The organism is Providencia xihuensis (assembly GCF_041953405.1).
Lineage (GTDB): Bacteria > Pseudomonadota > Gammaproteobacteria > Enterobacterales > Enterobacteriaceae > Providencia > Providencia vermicola.
Genome location: NZ_CP169565.1, coordinates 2,306,160 through 2,330,142, shown reverse-complemented (window position 1 = coordinate 2,330,142; position 23,983 = coordinate 2,306,160). Strand labels below are relative to the sequence as shown.

Sequence of the window (23,983 nt, the reverse complement as noted above, 5' to 3'; positions counted from 1 at the left end):
TAAACGTTTTTTAAAGGAGGAAAAATGGATGAATTTTCAATGGGGAAAACACCTTCAATAACGATTACTGATAATCGCGGGCTCAATATTCGGTTAATTGAGTATTATCGCCACCCAGATACCCCCGAAATAACAGATGAAAGACTCACCTTTCAGTCAGTTGATATTCGTGGATTCCTGATTGGGATAAGTGACCCTCGTTTACAGAAGAAAACGTCTTTTAATTTTCGTTTTAAAGCAGATTTATCAGGCCTTGTATTGGTGAGTGAAGGCGTAGATAACGGACACACGGTGACGATTAACGATATAGAGAGTCGATTATTAGTGAGTATTGATGCTAATGGTGTTACCCGTACTTATGACTATGAAGATAGTACTTCCTTAGGTAGGCCATTGTGCTTGAAAGAAAAATTGGCTGGTGGAAAGACTCGAGTAACCGAATGTTTCGAATATGCGGATAATTCCATTATTTATCAAAATATTAATTTATGCGGCCAATGCATTTTCCACTACGATACGGTAGGATTATTGCAATTAGACCAAGTCTCATTATTGGGAAAAGCGATTTCACAAACTCGACGTTTAATCCAACATGCTGAAGATGCTGAATATGAGGTGGATTGGCAAACTGATGAAAGGGAGGAACAACTTGCGGTTAGCCAATTTGTCAGTTATTGCATCACGGATGCAACAGGGGCAAACTTAGTGACTGAAGACACTAAGGGCAATCAACATCGGCAATCTTATGATATTGCAGGGCAATTAAAAACCTACAGCTTAAAAATTAAAAACGCGTTAGAGCGGTGGGTTGCAAAAGAGATACAGTATTCTCCTTCAGGTTTGAAAACCAGTGAAGAACTTGGTAATGGCATTGTTGCAAACTACGAATATGAAGCACAGACTCAATATTTAGTTCGTGTGAAAACCCAAAGGCCAACGGATCATTTATTGGGGTTTAAATTAATTCAAGATTTAATTTATCAGTATGATCCCGTGGGCAATGTTGTTTGTGTTCGTGATCAGGCGGGGCAAACACGTTTTTGGCACAACCAAAAAGTTGAGGCAAGACAAGAGTTTCAGTATGACTCATTGTATCAATTAGTCAGCGCGTCTGGGCGTGAAATGGCAAACCAAGTTTACCAATCTTCAGCACCTTCCCGTTGTATTTCGTTTGATAATGCAACCTATACGCGATATTTTCGTACTTATTGTTATGATAATAGCGGTAATTTAACGAAAATTTCCCATCGCTCACCTGCAACAAACCAACGTTATTCAACACAAATAATCACTAGCAATCAGAGTAATCGCGCAGTATTAAACGAATTGGCTTCAAGCGCAGAAAAAGTCGATGAGTTATTTACTGCAGCGGGACAACAGAAAACACTGCTTCAAGGCCAACACCTTAACTGGACAACTCACCAGGAACTTCGCTCTGTCAAAAGCGCTGACGCTATAGAACATTACTGTTATGACCATCAATACCAACGAACAGTGAAAGTGACTGAACGTTCGGGACAAAAAATGAAAGTGATATATTTACCGAACTTAGAGTTAAGAAATCGCAACGATGATGAAATATTACAAGTGATTACGGTTAATAGCTTGATTGGGGTACAGTTTCAAGTTTTACATTGGGAATGTGGCAAGCCAAAAGGGGTTGCCAATAATGCCATGCATTATTCACTTAGTTCATTAACGGGAAACCAAGGAATTGAACTTGATAACGAAGGAAATATCCTTAGCCAAGAAGAATATTATCCTTATGGCGGAACAGCAACTTGGTTGGCAGATAATACCTCTTTAGCAGGTTATAAAACGCGGCACTATGGTAATAAGGAACTTGATATGACAGGGTTATATTATTATGGTCGCCGTTACTACCAACCATGGATTGGGCGCTGGCTGAGTGCTGACCCTCTGGGTGCTGCTGACGGGAATAATTTATACCGTATGGCGCGCAATAACCCAATGACATATTATGACGAACAAGGGCAATACCCTAAAATTGCTCATTATATTTGGCTTGGTCACAAAGAACTTCCCGCTGATGGCATCAGTAATATTGCCAGCTTTAAACATAATAACCCTCAATATCAGATTAATTTGTGGAGTGATAACCCAACAAAGTTGAAAAATAATCTCATTGAACGAGGTTATAGCCAAGCGATATTCAATGTTATCAATGTTCAAAAACCTGCCCCATTTGATTATCAATATCAAGCAGCGATTAACCGAGAATCGACTAATACAACCTATGCGAATTATGCGGCTGCATCAGATATGTTAAGAATCGGTATTTTAAGGCGGTTTGGTGGGTTATATATGGATATTGATGTTATGGTCGATGGACCAATTGGGGAAATTAGACCACTTTTAGACAACCAAGACGAACTTCCCGATCTGCTAATTCATCATGGGAGGGATTACAAAGGAAAAACTGCCTTAGGTAATGCCGTTATTGCCGCCAAAAAGAATGCATTTAGTCTACACAGTGTAATGCGTTATATTCGCTATCTTTATACGCATAATGGGGTAGAGCCTTTTCTTGACGTTGTGCCCCAAAGCAAATTTGATACCTTGACGGCTAAAAAGAATTATTATTACCCTAATATTCCTTGGTCAGTTCTCATGTGGCAAGGAAAGCGTTTAATTCCACATATGCGCCGTAATATTACAGTCGATGGTACAGGCCCTGGTATGTTTGTCAGTTGGATCCGCTCCAGTTGCCCATTTGATAAAAGCATGCGAGCGCGAAAACTCATCAATCAGTCAGGCTTTTTTGGTCATAGAGCATCACTAACAAGTTGGGGGTTTGGGCTTAATGCAGATGGGCAAACATGGTATAAACCCCGCAAAGCTCGACGCGCTTCTATCTAAAATTTAACCTCAATCTGGATAAAAAATAAGTGAGATTGGGGTTATCAACTTGTTTGGCGAGCATCACCGCTTGTGCTGCATTTAGTCACGGGGGGATCTTGAACTAATATAGATAAGTAAAATTCACTAAGTGACTGTTTATCAGAGTGTTCTACTAGAAAATTTAGCTTATTTACCGTAATTTGGCTGAATACATTTCCGCCAAAGATGCTTTTACGATGAAAAAACGTATTTTATTGCTGATTTTGTTTACCAGTTTTAGCTATGCAAAATCCAATTATCATAATAATTCCTCCCGTCATGATACACAAGTTGTGCATATCTGTGCATTATCACCATTTTCTGAATTTTATGCAGAAGCTGCGTTTTCAGAACAAAATGCACGGCAAAAAACGTCTCGTCGCTGTGAGTTAGGGCAAGGGAAAGGCAGTATTTTTTGTAAAGCCAAAGATGCGAAATGTAGCACCAGCAAAATATCATTCAATGGTGATTATCTCGAAGAGAGCATGTTTGTATACACAAAAACATGGCAAAAGGGAGAGTATCTTGAAATTGATGAAAATATTCCTAACTTATCCCGTTATGATTTTGCAGATAAAATTGCCTCTTACAGTATTCCTGATGGCTGGACAGTGCGTTTTTATGAAGGGGTTAATTATACAGGGAAATACCACACAGAATCGGGTGGCGAGCACAACGCATTAGGTTATGGTGAGAAAATACGCTCCATTAAAATCATACGTCGTTGATTATGTGAGTACATAAGGTCAGAGAACCTGACCTTATTCGTTATTTAAGATTCTAACATATTAACGAATTGGCTGTTTATTCAATGGCTAACAGCCAGTTTTGTTCCGCCATTACCTTACCATTAATTTGCAACTGTATTTGCTGTTTTCCTGCATAATATTGTCTTGTGGTGATGGGCTTAACCGTGTGTTTTTTTTCTAGGGTGAGGGTTTCATGGGCACCGAGCGTCATTGTGCGTAGCTTAAATACTTTTGGCGCTGTTTTTCCGTTCGCTTTCATAAAACCAATAATATAATCGATCACCAAATTTTGCGGTTTATCACTGAATGAACGTAGAGAAAGCTCAAGTATTAAATTTTCACCGAGTTTAATATTTGGAGTGACATTAAATTGTTCAATAGAAACTTGCGCCCCATGTTCCACACCAATAAGTGCCAACGCGTCGTGGTTTCCTTGTTTAATTAGCGTTCTTAATGCTTGTTTAGTGATCCATTTGATATATTGCTGTTCTTGTGGTGTATTGGCCTGTTGTTTCCATTCAGTCAGTAGTTGTGTCACGTAGCTAGGGTGGTCTTTCGAAATATCATTAAGGTGGTTGGCCACGCTTTTGCGGACATATAACTCACTATCAAACTTAAGTGCATCTAAAATTGGGCGAGTGATGATAGGGTTTTGGATAAACGCATGTAATTTCTCACCCCAAGGGAGGCGAGAACGAGTACCTTCAGATGCCCAACGGCGCACATGGACATTATCATCAATAGTGCATTTGGTTAGAAAGCTCATGGTTTCATTAGGGTATTGCTTGATAAAAGGGCGAATGGCCCATTCAGAGGTAAAATAGGTGGTGAGTAATTTTAAGGCATCGAGTGAAATGTCGTAGTGTGCTAAACCTTGTACTTGAATAAACTCAGCCAATGGCCAAATAGCAAATCCTTGTAATTGATTTTGTTTTAGCACCGAAATAATGATTTTAAGTGCGCTAGGGTAGTCAGATGGCAGTGCGGTAATTAAAACGTCTCGGATCGCATGGACTCGTGCTTTCATTTCAAGTTGGGACATTTTAGAGGCTAAATCATGCAATGTTTTTGCATTAAATTCTGGGTATTCAACACTAATGAGTTCAGCAAGTCGCTGTAACATCGCTTCATTAAAATGGTGCTTAAATGCTTTATCATTTTGTTCTTCGATTACACTCGTCATACCCATTCCCACCTCGCTATTTAAAGGAATATATTGCCTGAAATTGCCTTGGCAGAATATGCTATTTTTGTATTTTAGCAGGAAAAAACTTGTACTAGACCAATCAGTCCAGTACAGTAGTGCCATGAATAAACACACAGAACACGATACACGTGAACATCTTTTAGCTACGGGTGAGCGCCTTTGTCTGCATCTTGGTTTTACGGGGATGGGGCTTAGTGAACTTTTAAAAACTGCACAAGTACCTAAAGGATCGTTTTACCATTATTTTCGCTCTAAAGAAGCGTTTGGTGTTGCGATGTTAGAACGTTATTACACAGACTATTTACAACGCCTAACAAAGCACTTCGAACAAGGGGCAGGGAATTACGGCGACCGATTTTTAGCTTATTATGGTGAAATGCTGCAACAGGTCTGCCAGGTGGGTCATATTAATGGTTGCCTCACGGTAAAATTATCAGCTGAAGTGTGTGACTTATCTGAAGATATGAATAAAGCGATGGATGAGGGTGTTCGGCAAATTATTGGTTTGCTTGCGGATGCCTTAGAAAAAGGTCGCCAAGAAAAATCGCTTTATTTTATGGGGGATCCTTTATCAAAGGCTCAAGTTTTCTATGCGCTTTGGTTAGGGGCAAATTTACAATCAAAAATTACACGTAGCACGGTTCCATTGGAAAACGCGTTGGAACATGTAAAGAATACACTTCAGACGCCAAATAGTTAAATGGCGTTTTTATTTCTCTAATTACTAGTCGACTGGTCTAATATGGAGCTGTTATGTCGCAAAAACAATTATTCACACCACTTAAAGTTGGTGCTTTCACTGCAGCAAATAGAATATTCATGGCACCATTAACGCGTTTGCGTAGTATTGAGCCAGGTGATGTCCCTACAGAATTAATGGGGGAGTATTATCGTCAACGTGCTAGTGCAGGGTTGATCATTTCGGAAGCGACACAAATTTCAGCGCAAGCAAAAGGCTATGCAGGGGCTCCAGGGTTACATAGCCCTGAGCAAATTGTCGCTTGGAAAAAGATCACAGAAGCGGTACATGATGCAGGTGGTCATATTGCCGTACAACTGTGGCACACAGGGCGAATTTCCCATGATACGTTACAACCTGAGAATCAATCACCTGTTGCACCTTCGGCACTAAGTGCTAACACACGTACGTCTTTACGAGACGAGCAAGGTAAACCAGTGAGGGTTGAAACCTCAATGCCGCGAGCGCTAACATTACAAGAAATCCCTCAAATTGTTGATGACTTTCGCCAAGCGGTAGAAAATGCGCGCCAAGCGGGATTTGACATGGTGGAATTACATGGTGCTCACGGGTATTTATTGCACCAATTTTTATCGCCAGATGCAAATCATCGTGATGACCAATATGGTGGTAGTATTGAAAACCGCGCACGTTTTTTGTTGGAAGTGATTGATGCCGTATGTGAACAATGGGCACCAGAGCGCATAGGTATTCGACTATCTCCAATTGGTAGTTTCCAAAATACAGGAAATGGCCCCGATGAAGAGTCAGACGCATTATATGTGATTGATGCGTTAAATCAGCGTGGGATTGGTTATTTACATCTTTCTGAGCCTGATTGGGCAGGCGGTAAGCCTTATACAGAGGCATTTCGTCAAAAAGTTCGCCAGTGTTTTGATGGTGTAATTATTGGTGCTGGTGCTTATACTATTGAAAAGGCAGAAGACTTAATCGAAAAAGGATTAATTGATGCCGTAGCTTTTGGCCGTGATTTTATCGCAAACCCTGATTTAGTTGCGCGCTTGCAGCATGGTGCACCACTGAATCCTCAGCACCCTGAAACATTTTATGGCGGTGGTGCAGAAGGTTATATTGATTATCCATTTATGAAATAGAAATATAATAGATATAGGCGCAAGCAACGGATGACTACTAATTTTGCTTGCGCCAAATTGTAATGTATATATTGCAATATTGGCTTTTTTTATACTATTTGGAATATATACGTTACCATTTTAATCTGAGTGTATTCCAAACACTCTCCCTCAGTGCAGCTGGAACACCATGGTGTTCAGCAAGCTCTCGCCACGTTGAGACCACGGCAATTGTCTCATCAATTATTTTTTTTGCTTTATTTCTACGTAGGTGTGTAATTTGTTCTGTGATTGACAACAAGTCATCATGGGTAAAATTATCACGTTTACCCGCTAATGACAGTTGGTGAGATTGTACCCATTCTGAGTCTTTTTTATAACTCCAAGCGAGGTCATAAGCAGGCGCTAACTGCCATTCGTATTGGTCGTTCACCATAAATGACCAATTCTTGGTGTGGTCATCATGGTTACGGGCGATGATATTAAACACCATTCGGCGATATATTTGCTCTTGCTCTTTATTTGATAAACCCAACTGCCTTGCAGTTAACAGTAGCTCTTCGTAACTAAATGCACCTGGTTTTCTAAAGTCTGCATGCGCTAAGCCACATAAACTAAGGACGTGATATTTTAAATTTCCCACTCTGTCAAAGCGCTTAGTCATAAAATGAGCACGTCCACTCTGTGCTTCCCTTAATAACTCACATTCTGACATTTCAATACCCACTTGTGTGGCCATCAGGTAATAAACATACTCCATCACCCCAAATCCTTTTGGGTCGCCAAAGGTTTCTTTATTGCTTTGGTGCTCTACAACACCATCAAATTTAAGTAAGTAATGTTCAAACCCTTCTGGGACTTTTACTTGGCCTGAGCGGATTTCTGTACGGTCTTTATTGACTGCGACTACGGCTTTAGCACGTGCACCACCTGCAGAGGTGCCGATTTGTAGCAACTTAGACATCGAGGATTCTTCACTATCCGTTAAATGCAAATCATCTCGCGCATCCAACACTTTTTGGGCGATATTGACCAATTCTTCAATCAATATTGGGGTATCTTCTTCAATGTTCGGGTAATTCGTCGGTTGGTATTCAAGTGCGCCCATACCCCGAGTTCCAGTATAGAGTAATCGGTCTAAGGCTAAAAATTGTGATTTGTCTTTACCTTGGCGTGCCAGCCACGCATTGATCAAGGCGTTTCCGAAATCATCGGGTAAGGAGTCTGCAAATACAGCAGGTAAACCGCGATAGGTATCAACAGGTAAACTGCGGAAAGTATAGGTTTGTGAACTCAACGGTAAGTGAAGTGGGGAGAGACTAAAACCCTCTTTTTGCCACTCTTTGGTATATTCGAACGTCGCAAAACCGCTATCATCTGTATAGGCCAAATAGCCCGTGGGTATATTATCAAAAAAGACAGTGCAAGATTTGGCTATCATATCGAACCTTTATTTTTTCGGTTAGCTAACATTTCTTTGACAGAGAGTTTGGTCTGTATTTGATTACGCCTAACATTTTGTTGTTTAACTATTTCTGAAGGACGTAAAGACGGAGGGGGGATCAATGTGTCGAACCCTTCCAATAAATTCAGCTCGCGTAATACGCTGATAAATGTTCCAAGGCTGCAAGTGCCTTTTTGTATTCGTGCGTAGGTTGGTCGGCTAATACCTAGATTTTCGACAAGCTCTTCCTGTGACAGCCCCCTAGATTGCCTATAATATTCAAGGCGGTTATAGAGTTCTTGTGTTATTGCTAAATCTGACATTGCCATTGAAATTTTCATAACGGCCTCTTTTGTAATATATATATTACAATATAGTGTTTTTTTTGGCGATCTGCAACGTATACGTTACGGTTTATATCAGGGTTAAAAATTAGATGAATTAGGTTGATGAATAAGATAATTCACTCTTTTCTTTATATAGGTAAACCTCGTACAGTAAAGGTACATTTATTCTCGTTGAGCCACTTATGAAACGTATCCTTTCATTAATCACGGCGGGGTTTATCTCACTTTGTAGCATAACAAGTGCTTTTGCAGGTGATCCTGGTCCATACCGCTTAGTGTTTCTCGATATATCCCAAGACCCATATAAAGATGGACAAAAATTAGTGATAGAGCTGCGCGAAATGAACGCGCTTTCTGACGCTCAGGATCACAACTGTTTTATTTGTGATGGCAATGATGGCAGCTATTCTGTTGAGGTGCTGTATGTTTACTCCGCTCCCGTTGGCCTATTAACTGAAGACTTACGCAAAGCCGTGGAAGGGGATAAGCAAGCGAAAACCCGCATGCAAAAGGTATTAACTGAGTTCCATGATAAGCAAGGAGAGGGTGTTGATGGCTTATTATTATATGAGCATGTTGCTGGTAAAGTGAATATCTATACTATGGATAAAAAAATTGGATCTAAACTGGAGGTTGAAAGCAAAGCGGTGAAAAACCACTTACTGCATTCCAGCTTAGATAGTTTGTTAGAAAAAGCGGCCAATAAAATAGATAGGCCTGTTTGATTAAAAACGCCTCTTACTTATGTTAAGGGGTTTCAAATAGCGTTAAGGCGTTTGAAAACCTCTCAATCAACATCTTAAAGACGTCGATCTCATCATCACTCCATTGATTAAACATTTGTTGGTAAAACTGGTAGCGTGTTTGGTCTATGGCGAAAGATAGGCCTATATCCCTGGCTACAGTTATCACATTATTTTGGCCCGATGTCCGTTTTGAGTTTGAATATCCACCTCCAAACGTGACGCCGTAACCTAAATCATATGCCGCTGAGAAACCATAACCGTCACCATTTAGTCATTGAGAAAACGGTATGTTTAATCATACCGTTTTTAATAAAATCAACATGTTAATAATACTATTAAATAATCATAGTACTGAAACTATCAATAAACAGTTTTATTCCATTTTTTGATAAATATCTGGCCTAACAATTTCCCAAACAAAGTCTTCACGGTTTATGGGATTATATCCCACTTTTTCATATAACCAGGGGGCTGTTGATGTTACCAACATGAGCCGTCGTAGGCGCATCATTAAAGGGTGAGAATGGCAGCATTCCATTAACCAGAGCCCAAGTTTTTGGCGTTGATATTCTTCGAGGATATAAACATCACATAAATAACCAAATGTCGCCCAGTCTGTGACAACACGGGCAAAACCAATTTGCTTATTATCATAAAAAAGAGCAAAGGAAAGGCTATGAGAAATACTTTGGGCCACTGTCTCTAGATCAATTCCTTTTGCCCAACTTGAACGGACTAGATACTGGTGAATAGAAGGTATATCAAAATCGTCAGTATCTGTTGTTATTCGATAATTTTGGCGAGTCCATTGATAAATTTTTTTCATTTTTCACTCAGCATATAAGCAATAAGAAAGAAAATATACACGGATGGTAATATCATCCGTTTGTTCTGAAATGCTGATAAAGATAAGTCATGAGTATGAGGTCTTAGCTGATTCAGATAAACCATAGTTATGTTTAAGGGGAGGGAGAGCGTTTTTCATTTATAAATATTGGGTTAAGTTGAATTTCCCACCTTAATATTGAGTTGATCTCAAGAAACATAAGTCTAGCGTAATGGAGAGAAGGATCGTGAACTAATGAACCCTTATAGCTTATTTAACATAATATGCATTATGCGAACCTAAGTATAAAATGAAGAAATCCAGCGTTTTGGCTGGTTAATCCGTGTTGGTTCGTTTATTGTTGAAACTTAACGTTCGTTGCAATTTCGCGTTTAATCAGCGTTGGCGAGTTATTCACGCCCGTTTCTGTTTTTGCAAAATTGCTAAGTTGCTGATTCACATCAAGTGAAATGATATGTTGCGTAATCAATGGCTTAACTGTAAAAATAACACCGCTACTTCGATATTCAACGGACTGAACTGGCGTATTATCTTTATACGTCACAGATGATAAAACTGGCACATCAGAGCCAACGCTAAAACGCCCTTCATTTCCCGACGAGACGCGCAAATGCGGAGAGCTCACAACATGAAAACGGCTATCTTGACTGAATAACTCGTATAACACATCAATAGAGCCGCCTGAGAATTGCAAAAAATTACTATATTCATAGTAGGATGCGCAGGCTGCATCAATATCACTTTCAACGAATGGCCTCACGTTTTTCACTTTAACAATTGCGACAGCTTTCCCCATTTCTTCATTGCCATCTTTTAAAAGATAATTGTGATTTTCAACAATCAGTAAGTCTTCATTACAACCGATGTTTGGTGCCCATTTTCTTATTTCTAACGTTTTTTTTCCTAACGCAATATTTTTACCTGCTGGAGAGACTACAGATATGGCTTTCATTAATGAGATGTTTTTCCTGTTAAATTGATGTGTCCTTTATAAGGTTGATTAGTCCAATGCAAACGAACGGTTGTGCCATCAAAATTAGCGTGGTTAAATATTTTCATTTTTAACCGTTGAGCCATTAATGATAGATTAATATAGCTTTACTTCTTTTTGTTTTACAAGGAAATTTTATGAGTAAAAATGGACGGCATTACACAAAAGAAAAAATCGAGAAACGTAAGGCCTTGGAGCGAAAAAATAAACACCCTATTCGTCTATTTATCAAAAGTTGGGATTTTTGGGGTAAATCGTGCTTTGGATTTATGATCTTTGGAATGGCTATTTATTCGTTAAGTGAAAATGCGACAGCACACCTGTTATGGATAATCTATGCTTGTATTTGCCTGCCTTTATTTCCTTTTGCTAAAAAATGCAGTGATGATGTTCTTCTTCACTATTTTTCAGAGCATACATTTGAAGAGATAATTAATGGGGGGGGCGCTAGAGGCTTCGGCGCTTTGTATTTAATTGCGATTATTCCATTTATCATCCCTTTAGCGACTGGATACTTTATCTACCAAATGAAAAAGTACAAATAAAATATTTTAGGCTTTATCTGTTATCAAGTGACAAACGGATAAAATATGATGAGTGAATCGCCGATTTATCAATTTTTGCTCATTATATATTCTTGGAGTTTCACTATGACGGTTTCCATTCGTATTGTAAGTGGCCTACTTTTAACATCACTTCTTGCTGCAGGCCATGCTCTAGCGGAAGCAGAAAGTACTTTAAATCAAAATGTTAAATTGAATCATGCGACAATATTTTTACGTGGGGCTGAGTTGGATAATGATGTGACACTGTCACTTAAGCCGGGCCAAAATGATGTTATATTGACCAATATTGCAGCAAATATAGACCCACGAACCCTGTCCGTTAGTTTGAAAAATAATGATGTTATTATTCGTTCAATCAATGTCCAAAAGGTCGCTGTTCCCCCTATTTATTCACCTGAAATAATTACGCTTCAAGAACAACAAAAACAAAATAATCAACAAATTGAACGCTTAAATATTGCAATTAAAGTGGGAGAAGAACAATTATCGTTGTTGAAAGATCAACGTTTTTTTGGTGAAAGCAATAGCCAGACAATTGAGCAATCATCACAAAAATTGAATTTTATTCGTCAACAGATGACGCAAATATTGCAAGAACAGCAGCAGAACCAAACGTCAGTGGGTGAGCTTGAAGAAAAAAACATGTTGCTACAAGCTCAAATTGATGAAAACTTGCCTGCGGTTGTCGGGCAGCAAACTCAAGTGGTGATGGTCATTGATGCGAAAAACGCAACCACAGCACAAATGCAACTTTCTTACCTTACCCCTGATGCCGCCTGGTCCCCAAGTTATGATTTTCGTAGCGAAGATGTTGAATCCCCTATCGTTCTTACCTACAAAGCCAATGTTGTGCAAAACACAGGGATTGATTGGCGAGATGTCAATTTAACGTTATCCTCTGTGAATCCGTCTAAAAATATTACGCCATTTAACCTGCAACCTTGGCGCTTATCGGTTTATGATGACAGTATACAGTACGAATCCCAAGCCTTAATGCAACAGGCCCCTGCTCCCGTCGCAATGACGGACGCCAGTATGCGTGCAAAAAAAAAGCGTGATAGCTCAGGTATTGCCGATTTTGTCACTGCATCAAACAATGGCATCAATTTAAACTACGATATTTCATTACCTTATAGCCTAAAAAGCAGCACAAAACCCAACTCGTTAACCATCAAACAAACAGATATTATAGGGAAATACCAATACACGACGACACCGAAATTGGCGGAAGATGTCTTCTTACAAGCCGATATCGATAATTGGCAGGCGCTGAATTTACTGAATGGTAACGCCAATATTTACTATGGCAATACGTATATTGGTAATTTCCAAATTGATACCACTCAGTTGAATGATACTCTCTTTATTCCTTTTGGCATTGATAAAAACATTCAGATTTCTCGTGAAAATAACGAAAAAATGAAGAAAAAACCAAGTTTTATTGGTTCAACTATTGAACAGAAGGAAGGATATTTAATTAAAGCCAAAAATATGCATACTAAGCCAATTAATTTAACAATTGTTGACCAATTACCGATTAGTCAAGATAGCGAAATTAAAGTCTCTGAAATTGATAATAAACAGGCTGTTGTCAATAAAACAACAGGAGAATTAACTTGGGATGTGACTTTAGAAGCTAACCAACAGATTGAAATTCCATTTAATTATACGTTGAGCTACCCAAAAGATAAGCATATCGTTGGTCTTGAATAGTAACTTTTGTAGTTCCCTTTCGAAGGCGTTAGAATAAATTTACGCAAGACAACTATAATAGCTTAGAGGTTTTCATGATTATATTAGTGACTGGTGCATCATCTGGATTTGGCGAATCTATCGCGCGTAGATTCATTCAGCAAGGGCATACCGTTATTGGTTCAGGGCGTCGAACTGAACGTTTAGAAGCGTTACAACGTGAATTAGGCAATAGTTTTCATCCTCTAACATTAGATGTTCAAGATAGAAAAGCGATTCAAACTGCCGTCGCTAATTTACCTACCTCCTTGAAAAATATTGATGTTCTTGTCAATAATGCAGGTTTAGCACTTGGTTTGGAACCTGCGTTTAATGCAAACCCAGACGATTGGGCAGTAATGATTGATACCAATACCAAAGGTTTGGTCAATATGACCTATGAAGTCCTACAAGGCATGGTGGCAAAAGATCATGGTCATATTATTAATATTGGTTCAACCGCAGCAAGTTGGCCTTACAAAGGTGGTAATGTGTATGGCGCCACTAAGGCATTTGTTAAACAATTTTCATTAGGTTTACGTGCTGATTTACAAGGTAAAAAAATTCGGGTGACGGATATTGAGCCAGGTTTAGTCGGTGGAACTGAGTTTTCTAACGTACGTTTTAAAGGTGATGATGATAAAGTTGCAAACACCTATAAAGGTGCTGAAGCATTAACGCCTGAAGATATCGCTGAAACGGTATTTTGGGTTGCAACGCTGCCTGCGCATATGAACGTGAATACTCTGGAATTAATGCCTGTTTGCCAAACATTCGCTGGTTTAACCGTTCATAAACAACTTTAATTTTCGTACTATTCTCTACAGACGAAATGGTTTATCTTTGGCTATACTCAAGATATTGGCCCTGTTTAGTAAGGAATTTACATGAGTACTCAGAATATTTTGAAGAAAAGCGTAGCAGCTATGTGTGTCTGTTTACCATTACTTTGGACAACAGTTGCACCCGCTGCTCAGGGAAATACAACAACGTCATGCACTGCAGGCAGTACTTGTGTTTCTGTTGGTAAAGGTGATGATACTTTAAATAAAGAACAAGCTCGCCAAGAAAAAGAACAATGGGATAACACTCGAATGTTACGCAATAAAGTGAATACGCGTACTGAAAAAGAGTTCGATAAGATTGACGCCGCATTTGATGCAAAAGATAAGTGTGAAAAAAGCTTGAATCTGAATGCCTATTGGGAGCCTAGTACAAAGCGCTGTTTAGATGTTGGTACTGGTCGTCCAATTAACCCGTAAGTTGTTAACTTGTTCGTTATGGAGTCATTTACCAAGGAGGATCGATGCGAAAGAAATTGTTAGTTCCATTATTTTTAGTGATGTTGGCCCCTGCTTTTGCTCAAGCTTCATGTGAAAGTGTGATAGAAGAAATTAAACAGAAAATTATCAATAATGGCGTACCTGCCGATAGTTTTAGTTTAGTTGCAGTTCCTAATGATGAAGTTGACCCATCAAAAGGCCAAGTTGTCGGTCACTGCCAAAATGATTCATATAAAATTATTTATACTCGCCATTAGGCATGGATAAATAACACAAAAAGGGCGAATAAATCGCCCTTTTTATTTGTTTATTTTCAAATAATTATGCTGGTACAGTAATAAATTCCTGCAATTTTTCGATATGCAAATAGCGTCCTAAATCCCGCTCTTCTGGCCGTAATAAATACGGAATTTCACCAATTAGTGGCGCTTTAATGTGGTGCTGTAGACGGTCAATAATTTGTGCGTAATGAGCAAGACCTGGATTAATTCGGTTTGCCATCCAGCCAATTAGCGGTAAACCATCGGCTCTAATTGCATCCGCTGTTAACAAGGCATGATTGACACAACCGTGCTGAATACCCACCACTAAGATGACTCCGACAGATTGTCCTTTGAGCCAATCGGCATAAAAAGTATTATCATCAAGTAAATAGCGCCAACCGCCATTTCCTTCAATAACGACCATGTCGCATTGTTCATGTAAATGCTCTAAACCTTGTTTGATTTTACTAAAATCAATACTGTTCTCATGGCTGTAGTTGTCAGTGATGCGAACTGGATTAACTTCATCATAAGAAACGAGGTCTTTAGACACACTGTGAATCAATAATGCATCTTTATTCCTGACTCCTTCTGGGGTATCAATGCATTGATCTGCAATAGGTTTGTATCCTACGGCTTTAATTCCTTGTCCATTGAGTGCTTGCAAAATAGCAAGTGTCGATACTGTCTTCCCGACATCTGTATCTGTCCCGGTAATAAATAGATTGATCATGGTCTTTTTCTATCCTGAAGTGACAGACTAGCAGCAATAAGCTGTAAAAATGATATGGATTCAGTTTATGGGAATGGGAAAGTGATAAGTTTGCGTTAGCTCAATTTTGTGGTCGATAGTCAAAAGTTTATCTAATTGTTTTAGCCTTGTAGCAATTGTAGTAGCAGTGAACCATCATATAAAGCGCGCTGAATTAATGTGGATTCACTTTCTTTTACTGAAAAATTAGATTTTTCTATTAATAAATGAGAACTATACAGAGGAGATGCGTATTGATGTATATAATGATGCAACCGCTCAAATAATCTCTCTGATGCTATATTTAAGGGGGAGTTAATAAGAATAAGTTCAGTACCAAATAGGCTTACCATTAACGATAATGGTTTGGCCAATTGTTTTGCTACCATTTCTATTAGATAAACACAAAGGGGATCGCCTAATATTGCGCCAGCGCAAATTTTATCGATTGATATTTCACTTTGGAATAAGACGCTATCAGGGTAATGACAAGATAAATTACTGGCTTTTTGCAATACCACTGGAATGGAAATATGCGTTTCCAAGCAACCCTCACCTCCACAATAACAGGCAACTTGATTCGATTCACCTAACTGACTATGACCGAATAGAAGCGGTTTTTGTGTATTGGCATCTAATGTCACGCCACGGTTTAGTACAGTGGCATTCACCACATCCTGTATTTGAAGGTAAATAATATTTGTGGCTTGTCGTTTTGCTGAAAGCGAAAAATGATCCATTAATGCCAGTGCATCAACGGTTGAGTGTAAATAAACAGGTAAACCTGTCTGTTTAGTCAGATGTTGTGCTATTGGTAAAGAATTAATATTGAAACCCGTAAGTTGGAAAACAATCCCTTGGTAAGGATCTATGATACCTTCTGCAAGGATGCTGATCGCAGTAAGCCGCTCAATTAACATTTGATGATCAGCAAAAAACTGGCTGATTAACTCAAGCAATTCATGAATAAAAGCATCATTACCACACACATCAAATGGGTATGTGTTTTGCGCTAGCGTCACCCCATTAATTTCCTTCAAAGAAACCGTGATTTTACGTGGCTCAATAACCATCGAAAGAAACTGCCACCCTTCACTTTCAATGACCAGACCAATTGCGGGGCGACCTCGCAAACCCAATACTGGAAATTCTAGCTCTTTAATAAGGTGGGCATCCATTAGCTCACGGGTAATTTTAGTGATACTTGCAGGGGCTAATGAAGCTTGCTTAGATAAGGCAATACGCGATATTGGACCATGTTGATCAATTATTCGATACACAATACCTGTGTTTAATTGTTTTATTTGGTCAATATGACCCGTTTGGTTCAGCATAGCGATTGTCAAATCCTTTATAAAGCAATTAGTTATTATGCCTTATTCTGTATATGAATGATTCTGCATACATACCAAGTGTGATTTCGGTCACGTTTATTTGCCGACAATATTGGAAATCAAAATTTGAGTCAATTTTTTAGCGACTGCAGGTAAGGTTCTACGGGTATTGTAAACTAACCATACTTCAGATGATGCCTCAATATTAATTAATTTTACATATCTTACACCATCAATTTTCATGCGTGTGAATGATTCAGTAATAATAGATATTCCCATTCCTGCGGAAACTAACCCAAGTATTGTCATGGCTTCCCCAGCTTCTTGTGAGATTTTAGGGACGATCCCTGCGGAGGTTAATAACTGACTGATCTCATCATGTAACGCCGTTCCTACTTCACGTTCAAAAAAAATTAGAGGGTAATTAGCCAACAATTGAATATCGACGCCTTGCTCTTCGAATTCTAACAATGGGTGCCCTTCATAAACGGCAACCATAAATGATTCTTTAAACAGCAATTGATAGTCGAGTTGCTCAGGCAAAATAGTATTTCGCATAATCCCCATGTCAATGCGCCCAGTTACTAAAGGCGCAATTTGTTGTTTTGTATTCATTTGGTGCATGTGAATAGAGACTTCAGGGTAAGTTTCACGGTATTGCCTTAAGCTCATTGTGACTTTATGCATAAAGGGTGTTGTGGAAGTAAAACCAATAGATAATTCACCGAGCTCACCTTTTTCCATTCGAGCTGCTTTAGTTGCAGCCGCATTAACTTGAGCAAGTATTTGATAAGCCTCTTTTAAAAACATGGTTCCTGCCGGTGTTAGAGCGACATTTCGATTATTTCGCTCCAATAATTTAGCATGAATTTGTTCTTCAAGTGATTGTATTTGTTGGCTTAATGGAGGTTGTGATATATGTAGGCGCTCAGCGGCTCGCCCAAAATGGAGCTCTTCTGCTACCGCAATAAAATAGCGTAAATGCCTCAGTTCAATGTTCATAAGTATATTGATATCTTTAAAGTATCATTTTAGATAATTAATATATTAGACAAAAAACTTAGGAATTTCTATTCTTTGATCAAAATCAAATGAGTTAGTATGACAAGGAATACACATGGAACACTCATCCAATAGCCTGACTACTGAGCAACCTGCTGAAAGGGAAGAAACTGACTCCGCGGTACATGTCGCACCTAAAAAACATTATATTCAAAGAGATGACGCTTTATACCTACGTGTCACCCTCTCCTTTTTTACAGTTGGTTTTGCAACATTTGCGCTGCTGTATTTTGTGCAGCCTATCCTGCCTTTATTATCCACAGATTTTAACGTATCTCCTGCAACAGCCAGCCTAGCCCTTTCATTAAGCACAGGCTTAATGGCTTTAGGTTTGTTAATCACAGGGCCAATATCAGATGCGATTGGTCGTAAAAACGTGATGGTGATAGCGTTGACATGTGCGGCATTATTTACGTTATTAAGTTCAGTGATGCAAAGCTGGCAAGGTATTTTGATTGCTAGAGCCTTAGTTGGCTTATCCCTTAGTGGCGTTGCCGCTGTAGCCATGACTTATTTAAGTGAAGAGATACACCCAAGTTATGTGGCTCTTTCTATGGGACTTTATATCAGCGGGAATTCCATTGGTGGAATGAGTGGACGATTAATGACAGGGGTTGTTGCTGATTATTTTTCATGGCGTGTCGCTGTCGTGATTTTAGGGACCTTGGCTTTGATTGCTGCGATAAGTTTCTGGCGTTTATTACCCCCTTCCCAACACTTTCGTGCCAGCTCGTTAAAACCGAAAAATTTATGGGTCAATTTACATCTTCATTTTAGGGATAAAGGCTTACCTTGGTTATTTGTTGAGGGTTTTGTTCTCATGGGCGGGTTCGTCACCATGTATAATTATATTGGTTACCGCTTATTAGAAGCACCTTATAACTTATCACAATCTACCGTTGGTTTTTTATCTGTTATCTACTTAACAGGTACATACAGTGCGACAAAAACAGGCAGTCTCACCCAGAAATATGGATTAGGTAACATATTGATTGCTGCTATTTCATTGATGTTATTAGGTATTTTAATTACATTACATTCAAATGTCTGGATTGTTTTATTGGGAATGACCTTATTAACAACTGGTTTTTTCGCGGCACACTCTGTTGCTAGCAGCTGGGTTGGACGTCGTGCTAAACGGGCTCGAGGGCAAGCATCTTCACTGTATTTATTCAGCTATTATGCGGGCTCAAGTATTGCGGGTACAGTTGGTGGGCTATTCTGGGCTAATTATGGTTGGAACGGCGTTGCTTTATTCATCGCAGGAATATTATTGGTTGGTGTTATGATTGCATGCCGATTGAAATCAGGCTGTTATGACCATTAGCTTAGACACTGATAAAGGTTAAAATTTTCTCCCCCTCGTTATTACTGGATGATACACGCTCTTTTAATAACGAGGAAATGAGATGAAACCGTTGTTGTTTGCCCCAGTTCTTTTCTGTTGTAGTTTTCTAGTTTGGTCCCATGGATATGTCGAGTCTCCTGAAAGTCGAGCTTATTTGTGTAAAAAACAAGAAAACAAAAATTGTGGCCCTGTTCAATATGAACCCCAATCAGTTGAAGGACCGAAGGGGTTTCCAGAAAAAGGCCCGCTTGATGGTCAAATTGCGAGTGCAGGACTACCCCAGTTTAAACAGCTTGATGAACAAACTCCTCTTCGTTGGAAACGCTTGACACAATCCTCCCCTGAAATTGATTTCAGATGGCGGTTAACAGCGATACATAAAACCACGAAATGGGAATACTTCATCACCAAATTAAATTGGAATCCAAATGCACCGCTATCTCGTGCGCAATTTGAGTTAAAACCTTTTTGCAAATACGAACGCGTTGAAATACCACAGGAAGTTGTTCAACATAACTGTGTCCTTCCATTATCACATCAAGGGTACCATACCATTTTAGCAGTATGGACAATCGATGACACAGGTAATGCATTTTATCAAGCAATTGATTTAAATATACATTTTGTGAAATCGAACTGAAAGTGCTAAAATAAGGGGAGTCATCCCCTTTTTACTCTAGTTAACACAATCGAATTGAAAAACACTGTTGCTAATGTTAATTTATATTTAAACAAACTGTATGTTGTAACTAATTCATATGAATAAAAAACAAATATTAATCGAATTTTTTAACCAATTAGAATGCCAGATAAAACAGTTATCTGGGTTATTGTCTGAGCAGAAACAATATATAGCTAAAGTTTATACATTACCCGATGTCATTAAAGGTGATGAAAACAATGAGGTCAACGAAATTATTGTTGATGAGATTACTGGTAATAATGCAATAAAAGAAGTCATTGCCCTACTCAACCTACTGTTTATACATAATAAATCTACTGAAATTAGTAACAAAGCCGCTATTCGGCTACCAGGTGTCATTTGTATTCAAATAGACAACCAGGGTTATCAGCGGTTTAACCAATTAATAGATGAAATCAATCAGCTGAAGATATCCATTAAAACCCTTGTTACGCAGATAGATGAGACTCAACGATTTGAGTTTATTAGAGAAAGTTTGCATGGCCTACTCACGTTAAATACTTACCGTACTATCACAAGCTTAGTGGATGTAGATACATTAGGCTTTGGTTGGGCAAATAAAAAAGTGATCAATAAAATCACTAAAGAAACATTGCTCGATAAATTACAATATAGTTTAGAAAATGGCCGTTGCCCTGCTCATTTACCGCGAGAGCATTGGCAATTGCAATTAAAAACAGAAATACAATTGATTGAGTCCCTTCCCCATGATGCCATTTTAAAAACCCAGCGCCCTGTAAAAGTGCAGCCAATTGCACGCGTTTGGGATAAGGCTCAGCAAAAACAGACTCAATTTGCCTGTGCAACACCATTATTCGTTTTTGCTGTAGAGAAAACATTGGCTGAAATCAAAATTGGGGAGTTGCCTGACTACCATGCAGATAATATCGCATTACGTAATCGCCCACGCGCAAAACCTGTTGAGTTATTGATCCCTCGATTAAATCTTTACATTGAGCGATAAAAAAACACCCGCTAGTTTAACCATGCGGGTGCCTTAAGATTTAATCTTAACGTTTAGATTAAGATTTCATACTGCCAACCATGTCCTCTGGACGAACCCAATCATTAAACTGCTCTTCAGTTAAATAGTTCAGCTTTAATGCAGACTCTTTTAATGTTAGGCCTTCTTTATGCGCTTTTTTCGCAATTTCAGCTGCTTTATCATAACCAATGTGCGTATTTAATGCGGTTACTAACATTAATGATTCATGTAGTAATTTCTCAATGCGCTCACGGTTTGGCTCGATACCCACAGCACAGTGTTCATTAAAGCTACGCATACCATCAGCTAATAAACGTACCGATTGCAGGAAGTTATCGATTAACATTGGACGGAAAACGTTTAATTCAAAGTTACCCGAAGCACCTCCTATATTCACAGCAACATCGTTACCCATGACTTGTGCGCACAGCATGGTTAATGCTTCACATTGTGTTGGGTTAACTTTACCTGGCATGATTGAACTGCCTGGTTCGTTTTCTGGAATTGAAATTTCGCCAATACCACAACGAGGGCCAGAAGCTAACCATCTAACATCATTAGCGATTTTCATTAATGATGCCGCTAAGCCTTTTAACGCACCGTGAGCATGAACCAAGCTATCGCATGTTGCTAATGCTTCGAATTTATTCGGTGCAGTGATGAATGGTTGCCCTGTTAATTCAGCAATTTTTTTAGCAACACGAACCGCATACTCTGGGTGAGTATTCAGACCTGTACCGACTGCAGTACCGCCTAATGCTAATTCACAAACATGAGGAACCGCGTTCTCAATGTGTTTTTCGCTGTGAGCTAACATCGCAGCCCAACCTGAAATTTCTTGGCCTAAAGTCAGCGGTGTTGCATCTTGTAAGTGGGTACGGCCAATTTTAACAATGTCTTTAAATTCTTTTGCTTTTGCATCTAGAGTTTTATGCAAAATTTTCAATTCTGGGAGCAGATGTTCACGAATAGCTACAACGGCAGCTACGTGCATCGCGGTAGGAAAGACATCATTTGAACTTTGGCTTTTGTTAACGTCATCGTTTGGGTGGATCAGACGGTCATTACCTCTTTGACCACCTAAAATTTCACTACCACGATTTGCTAACACTTCATTCATGTTCATGTTACTTTGTGTACCAGAACCCGTTTGCCAAATAGCTAAAGGGAATTCTGTTGGGTGTTTACCCGCTAAAACTTCGTCAGCAGCGGCAATAATTGCATCGCCACGTTCTTTAACGAGTAGTCCCAAATCCATATTCACACTTGCTGCCGCTTTTTTAGTGATCGCAAGTGCGTGGATAAGCGCGACTGGCATTTTTTCTACAGATATACGGAAATGTTCTAAAGAACGCTGCGTTTGCGCGCCCCACAACTGGTCAGCAGGTACTTCGATAGGCCCCATTGAGTCTTTTTCAATGCGAGTGGCTGCCATTACTATCTCCTTAGGTACATACACAGAATAATTAATTTTAGAATCGTCTGCTTGCAGGTAAGCAAATAACCGAGCAGTATAATGCCACAAATTGAATTTAATTTATGAGACTTGGTCGAGCTTATTGTACCCTGATGTTAAGGAAATGAGTTGATTTTTACAAAAAAGAGAATTTTGCTATGCTTAAAATGATAAACAAAGTCCAAAATTATGATTGGGGAAGTAAAAACGCCCTAACACAGCTGTATGGAATCGCAAATCCAGAGAATTTGCCAATGGCTGAACTTTGGATGGGAGCGCATCCTAAAGCTAGCTCCGACGTTATCGATAGCCAAAATAATCAAATTACTCCGTTAAATACATTGATTGATAGTCATCCTGAGTTGTATTTAGGAAAAAAGGTGGCGCAAACTTATCACCGATTGCCTTATCTTTTCAAAGTACTTTGTGCGGCTCAGCCGCTGTCAGTTCAAGTTCATCCCAATAAGAAATATGCTGAAGTTGGCTTTGCCAAAGAGAATGCGGCAGGCATACCACTCGATTCACCTCTCCGTAATTACAAAGACGATAATCATAAACCCGAATTAATCTATGCATTAACGCCTTTCAAGGCGATGAATGCGTTTCGTCCCCTGAATGAAATTGCAGCTTTACTTGATTTTGTTTCTGCAGCTCATCCTGACATTCAGTTATTTGTTCAATCTCCTTCTGAAGAGAAGCTTTCTCGATTGTTTGCACAACTTCTGAATCTAACTGGCGCACAAAAAGAGTTGGCTCTAGGGGTATTAAAGGCAGCCTTAAATAGCCGTCAGGGAGAACCTTGGGACTCAATAAAACAAATGGTTAGCTTATATCCTGAAGATAATGGCTTATTTACCCCTCTTCTTTTAAATGTCATTGAATTGCAACCTGGCGAAGCAATGTTTTTATATGCGCGAACACCACATGCTTATTTAGAAGGTGTCGGTTTAGAAGTGATGGCCAACTCCGATAATGTGCTACGCGCAGGCTTGACAAATAAGCATATCGATATACCTGAGTTAATTGCGAATATTGATTTCAAACCTACGCCTGCGCATGATTTGTTAAATATCCCCGAAAAATCTGGAAATATCTGGAAATATCATATTCCAGTAGAAGATTTTTCATTTAATATATATTCTATTAATCACTCGGGGATTACCCTAACTAACGATACAGCCTCAATTTTATTCTGTATTGAAGGCGAGTTAGTTTTAAACTCAGGTGATAAAGAAATTAGCATTGATTCTGGTGAGTCTATTTTTCTGCCTGCGTATGAGAAACATGTTTCCATTAAAGGTAATGGTAAACTTGCTCGAGTGTTTAATCTTTAGTGTCATATTCTGTATTAGCCGTCTTTCTTACGCAGCATTAAGACGGTTATATAAAACTTATACAAATTTATAAGTGCGTTAGAAACGTACTGAAAGGATGGA

At 39.0% G+C, this 23,983-nt stretch carries 22 protein-coding genes and 2 pseudogenes; 14 read left to right on the top strand and 10 right to left on the bottom strand.

Going from position 1 to position 23,983, the window contains the following annotated elements; all coding sequences use genetic code 11:
- Positions 1–24: 24 nt before the first annotated feature.
- Positions 25–2,880 (top strand): RHS repeat-associated core domain-containing protein, encoded by a 2,856-nt coding sequence (locus ACE2AL_RS10380; RefSeq protein WP_375083464.1) that lies wholly within the window; start codon positions 25–27, stop codon positions 2,878–2,880.
- Positions 2,881–3,098: 218 nt separating this feature from the next.
- Positions 3,099–3,629, top strand: coding sequence for a beta/gamma crystallin-related protein (locus ACE2AL_RS10375; RefSeq protein ID WP_206086049.1), 531 nt, complete (start codon positions 3,099–3,101; stop codon positions 3,627–3,629).
- Between the two features lie 76 nt (positions 3,630–3,705).
- Here the strand turns inward: ACE2AL_RS10375 and ACE2AL_RS10370 are convergent, their stop codons facing one another.
- Positions 3,706–4,833, bottom strand: a complete 1,128-nt coding sequence (locus tag ACE2AL_RS10370; protein ID WP_375083463.1) for a DNA alkylation repair protein — start codon at positions 4,831–4,833, stop codon at positions 3,706–3,708.
- A 124-nt stretch (positions 4,834–4,957) separates the two neighbouring features.
- On the opposite strand from ACE2AL_RS10370, the gene ACE2AL_RS10365 reads away from it, so the two are divergent.
- Positions 4,958–5,557, top strand: coding sequence for a TetR/AcrR family transcriptional regulator (locus tag ACE2AL_RS10365; RefSeq protein WP_272573576.1), 600 nt, complete (start codon positions 4,958–4,960; stop codon positions 5,555–5,557).
- A 53-nt stretch (positions 5,558–5,610) separates the two neighbouring features.
- Positions 5,611–6,711: an alkene reductase gene (locus ACE2AL_RS10360; protein WP_206086052.1), complete on the top strand. Its 1,101-nt coding sequence runs from the start codon at positions 5,611–5,613 to the stop codon at positions 6,709–6,711.
- Positions 6,712–6,823: 112 nt separating this feature from the next.
- Here ACE2AL_RS10360 and ACE2AL_RS10355 read toward each other — a convergent pair whose 3' ends face one another.
- Together ACE2AL_RS10355 and ACE2AL_RS10350 are read right to left on the bottom strand one after the other, a co-directional pair.
- Entirely contained in the window at positions 6,824–8,131 is a 1,308-nt protein-coding gene (locus tag ACE2AL_RS10355) for a type II toxin-antitoxin system HipA family toxin (protein ID WP_206086053.1), read from the bottom strand.
- Positions 8,128–8,475, bottom strand: coding sequence for a helix-turn-helix domain-containing protein (locus tag ACE2AL_RS10350; protein ID WP_206086054.1), 348 nt, complete (start codon positions 8,473–8,475; stop codon positions 8,128–8,130). Before ACE2AL_RS10350 ends, ACE2AL_RS10355 begins: the two co-directional genes overlap by 4 nt.
- A gap of 188 nt (positions 8,476–8,663) precedes the next feature.
- On the opposite strand from ACE2AL_RS10350, the gene ACE2AL_RS10345 reads away from it, so the two are divergent.
- Complete coding sequence (locus tag ACE2AL_RS10345; protein WP_206086055.1) at positions 8,664–9,206, top strand: hypothetical protein; 543 nt, start codon at positions 8,664–8,666, stop codon at positions 9,204–9,206.
- Between the two features lie 394 nt (positions 9,207–9,600).
- On the opposite strand, the gene ACE2AL_RS10340 is transcribed toward ACE2AL_RS10345, so the two are convergent.
- From ACE2AL_RS10340 to ACE2AL_RS10330, 3 genes and pseudogenes are all read right to left on the bottom strand, one after another.
- Positions 9,601–10,053 (bottom strand): GNAT family N-acetyltransferase, encoded by a 453-nt coding sequence (locus ACE2AL_RS10340; RefSeq protein WP_272680992.1) that lies wholly within the window; start codon positions 10,051–10,053, stop codon positions 9,601–9,603.
- A gap of 370 nt (positions 10,054–10,423) precedes the next feature.
- Positions 10,424–10,753 (bottom strand): annotated as a pseudogene (locus tag ACE2AL_RS10335) (type II secretion system protein GspD); the annotation flags it as partial.
- Between the two features lie 99 nt (positions 10,754–10,852).
- Positions 10,853–11,026, bottom strand: a pseudogene (locus ACE2AL_RS10330) (ASCH domain-containing protein); the annotation flags it as partial.
- Between the two features lie 176 nt (positions 11,027–11,202).
- Here ACE2AL_RS10330 and ACE2AL_RS10325 point away from each other — a divergent pair.
- The 5 genes from ACE2AL_RS10325 to ACE2AL_RS10305 all read left to right on the top strand — a co-directional run bounded on the left by ACE2AL_RS10325 (position 11,203) and on the right by ACE2AL_RS10305 (position 14,902).
- The gene (locus tag ACE2AL_RS10325) at positions 11,203–11,610 is read left to right on the top strand and encodes a hypothetical protein (RefSeq protein WP_241016886.1); all 408 of its coding nucleotides are present in this window, start codon (positions 11,203–11,205) and stop codon (positions 11,608–11,610) included.
- A gap of 105 nt (positions 11,611–11,715) precedes the next feature.
- Positions 11,716–13,344 carry a DUF4139 domain-containing protein gene (locus tag ACE2AL_RS10320; RefSeq protein ID WP_272538402.1) on the top strand — a complete coding sequence of 543 codons (1,629 nt, stop codon included), beginning with the start codon at positions 11,716–11,718 and terminating at the stop codon, positions 13,342–13,344.
- A 74-nt stretch (positions 13,345–13,418) separates the two neighbouring features.
- Entirely contained in the window at positions 13,419–14,168 is a 750-nt protein-coding gene (ydfG, locus tag ACE2AL_RS10315) for a bifunctional NADP-dependent 3-hydroxy acid dehydrogenase/3-hydroxypropionate dehydrogenase YdfG (protein WP_375083462.1), read from the top strand.
- Positions 14,169–14,249: 81 nt separating this feature from the next.
- Positions 14,250–14,624, top strand: a complete 375-nt coding sequence (locus tag ACE2AL_RS10310; RefSeq protein WP_206086059.1) for a DUF1283 family protein — start codon at positions 14,250–14,252, stop codon at positions 14,622–14,624.
- Between the two features lie 44 nt (positions 14,625–14,668).
- Positions 14,669–14,902 (top strand): DUF1161 domain-containing protein, encoded by a 234-nt coding sequence (locus ACE2AL_RS10305; protein WP_206086060.1) that lies wholly within the window; start codon positions 14,669–14,671, stop codon positions 14,900–14,902.
- Between the two features lie 64 nt (positions 14,903–14,966).
- On the opposite strand, the gene bioD is transcribed toward ACE2AL_RS10305, so the two are convergent.
- The 3 genes from bioD to ACE2AL_RS10290 all read right to left on the bottom strand — a co-directional run bounded on the left by bioD (position 14,967) and on the right by ACE2AL_RS10290 (position 17,995).
- Positions 14,967–15,641, bottom strand: coding sequence for a dethiobiotin synthase (bioD, locus tag ACE2AL_RS10300; protein WP_206086061.1), 675 nt, complete (start codon positions 15,639–15,641; stop codon positions 14,967–14,969).
- 140 nt (positions 15,642–15,781) lie between these two features.
- Positions 15,782–16,993, bottom strand: a complete 1,212-nt coding sequence (locus ACE2AL_RS10295; protein WP_375083461.1) for an ROK family protein — start codon at positions 16,991–16,993, stop codon at positions 15,782–15,784.
- Positions 16,994–17,089: 96 nt separating this feature from the next.
- Positions 17,090–17,995 (bottom strand): LysR family transcriptional regulator, encoded by a 906-nt coding sequence (locus ACE2AL_RS10290; RefSeq protein ID WP_206086063.1) that lies wholly within the window; start codon positions 17,993–17,995, stop codon positions 17,090–17,092.
- Between the two features lie 115 nt (positions 17,996–18,110).
- On the opposite strand from ACE2AL_RS10290, the gene ACE2AL_RS10285 reads away from it, so the two are divergent.
- The 3 genes from ACE2AL_RS10285 (at position 18,111) to tus (ending at position 21,070) form a co-directional block, all read left to right on the top strand.
- Entirely contained in the window at positions 18,111–19,382 is a 1,272-nt protein-coding gene (locus tag ACE2AL_RS10285; protein ID WP_206086064.1) for an MFS transporter, read from the top strand.
- An 82-nt stretch (positions 19,383–19,464) separates the two neighbouring features.
- Complete coding sequence (locus tag ACE2AL_RS10280) at positions 19,465–20,043, top strand: lytic polysaccharide monooxygenase (protein WP_206086065.1); 579 nt, start codon at positions 19,465–19,467, stop codon at positions 20,041–20,043.
- A gap of 118 nt (positions 20,044–20,161) precedes the next feature.
- The gene (gene tus, locus ACE2AL_RS10275; protein ID WP_272538400.1) at positions 20,162–21,070 is read left to right on the top strand and encodes a DNA replication terminus site-binding protein; all 909 of its coding nucleotides are present in this window, start codon (positions 20,162–20,164) and stop codon (positions 21,068–21,070) included.
- Between the two features lie 58 nt (positions 21,071–21,128).
- On the opposite strand, the gene fumC is transcribed toward tus, so the two are convergent.
- Positions 21,129–22,526: a class II fumarate hydratase gene (gene fumC, locus ACE2AL_RS10270; RefSeq protein ID WP_206086067.1), complete on the bottom strand. Its 1,398-nt coding sequence runs from the start codon at positions 22,524–22,526 to the stop codon at positions 21,129–21,131.
- Positions 22,527–22,705: 179 nt separating this feature from the next.
- Between fumC and manA the strand changes: the two genes are divergently transcribed.
- Positions 22,706–23,881, top strand: a complete 1,176-nt coding sequence (gene manA, locus ACE2AL_RS10265; protein ID WP_206086068.1) for a mannose-6-phosphate isomerase — start codon at positions 22,706–22,708, stop codon at positions 23,879–23,881.
- The last annotated feature ends 102 nt before the right edge of the window (positions 23,882–23,983 follow it).

What these genes read in the sequence shown, in the direction of transcription:
- ACE2AL_RS10350 (WP_206086054.1), bottom strand. Translation starts at nt 8,475, where the DNA reads ATGAAAATTTCAATGGCAATGTCAGATTTAGCAATAACACAAGAACTC.
- ACE2AL_RS10370 (WP_375083463.1), bottom strand. Translation starts at nt 4,833, where the DNA reads ATGACGAGTGTAATCGAAGAACAAAATGATAAAGCATTTAAGCACCAT.
- fumC (WP_206086067.1), bottom strand. Translation starts at nt 22,526, where the DNA reads ATGGCAGCCACTCGCATTGAAAAAGACTCAATGGGGCCTATCGAAGTA.
- ACE2AL_RS10310 (WP_206086059.1), top strand. Translation starts at nt 14,250, where the DNA reads ATGAGTACTCAGAATATTTTGAAGAAAAGCGTAGCAGCTATGTGTGTC.
- ydfG (WP_375083462.1), top strand. Translation starts at nt 13,419, where the DNA reads ATGATTATATTAGTGACTGGTGCATCATCTGGATTTGGCGAATCTATC.
- ACE2AL_RS10290 (WP_206086063.1), bottom strand. Translation starts at nt 17,995, where the DNA reads ATGAACATTGAACTGAGGCATTTACGCTATTTTATTGCGGTAGCAGAA.
- ACE2AL_RS10375 (WP_206086049.1), top strand. Translation starts at nt 3,099, where the DNA reads ATGAAAAAACGTATTTTATTGCTGATTTTGTTTACCAGTTTTAGCTAT.
- ACE2AL_RS10320 (WP_272538402.1), top strand. Translation starts at nt 11,716, where the DNA reads ATGACGGTTTCCATTCGTATTGTAAGTGGCCTACTTTTAACATCACTT.
- ACE2AL_RS10305 (WP_206086060.1), top strand. Translation starts at nt 14,669, where the DNA reads ATGCGAAAGAAATTGTTAGTTCCATTATTTTTAGTGATGTTGGCCCCT.
- ACE2AL_RS10325 (WP_241016886.1), top strand. Translation starts at nt 11,203, where the DNA reads ATGAGTAAAAATGGACGGCATTACACAAAAGAAAAAATCGAGAAACGT.
- ACE2AL_RS10280 (WP_206086065.1), top strand. Translation starts at nt 19,465, where the DNA reads ATGAAACCGTTGTTGTTTGCCCCAGTTCTTTTCTGTTGTAGTTTTCTA.
- ACE2AL_RS10340 (WP_272680992.1), bottom strand. Translation starts at nt 10,053, where the DNA reads ATGAAAAAAATTTATCAATGGACTCGCCAAAATTATCGAATAACAACA.
- ACE2AL_RS10345 (WP_206086055.1), top strand. Translation starts at nt 8,664, where the DNA reads ATGAAACGTATCCTTTCATTAATCACGGCGGGGTTTATCTCACTTTGT.
- ACE2AL_RS10380 (WP_375083464.1), top strand. Translation starts at nt 25, where the DNA reads ATGGATGAATTTTCAATGGGGAAAACACCTTCAATAACGATTACTGAT.
- ACE2AL_RS10285 (WP_206086064.1), top strand. Translation starts at nt 18,111, where the DNA reads ATGGAACACTCATCCAATAGCCTGACTACTGAGCAACCTGCTGAAAGG.
- ACE2AL_RS10295 (WP_375083461.1), bottom strand. Translation starts at nt 16,993, where the DNA reads ATGCTGAACCAAACGGGTCATATTGACCAAATAAAACAATTAAACACA.
- bioD (WP_206086061.1), bottom strand. Translation starts at nt 15,641, where the DNA reads ATGATCAATCTATTTATTACCGGGACAGATACAGATGTCGGGAAGACA.
- ACE2AL_RS10365 (WP_272573576.1), top strand. Translation starts at nt 4,958, where the DNA reads ATGAATAAACACACAGAACACGATACACGTGAACATCTTTTAGCTACG.
- manA (WP_206086068.1), top strand. Translation starts at nt 22,706, where the DNA reads ATGCTTAAAATGATAAACAAAGTCCAAAATTATGATTGGGGAAGTAAA.
- ACE2AL_RS10355 (WP_206086053.1), bottom strand. Translation starts at nt 8,131, where the DNA reads ATGATAGCCAAATCTTGCACTGTCTTTTTTGATAATATACCCACGGGC.
- ACE2AL_RS10360 (WP_206086052.1), top strand. Translation starts at nt 5,611, where the DNA reads ATGTCGCAAAAACAATTATTCACACCACTTAAAGTTGGTGCTTTCACT.
- tus (WP_272538400.1), top strand. Translation starts at nt 20,162, where the DNA reads ATGAATAAAAAACAAATATTAATCGAATTTTTTAACCAATTAGAATGC.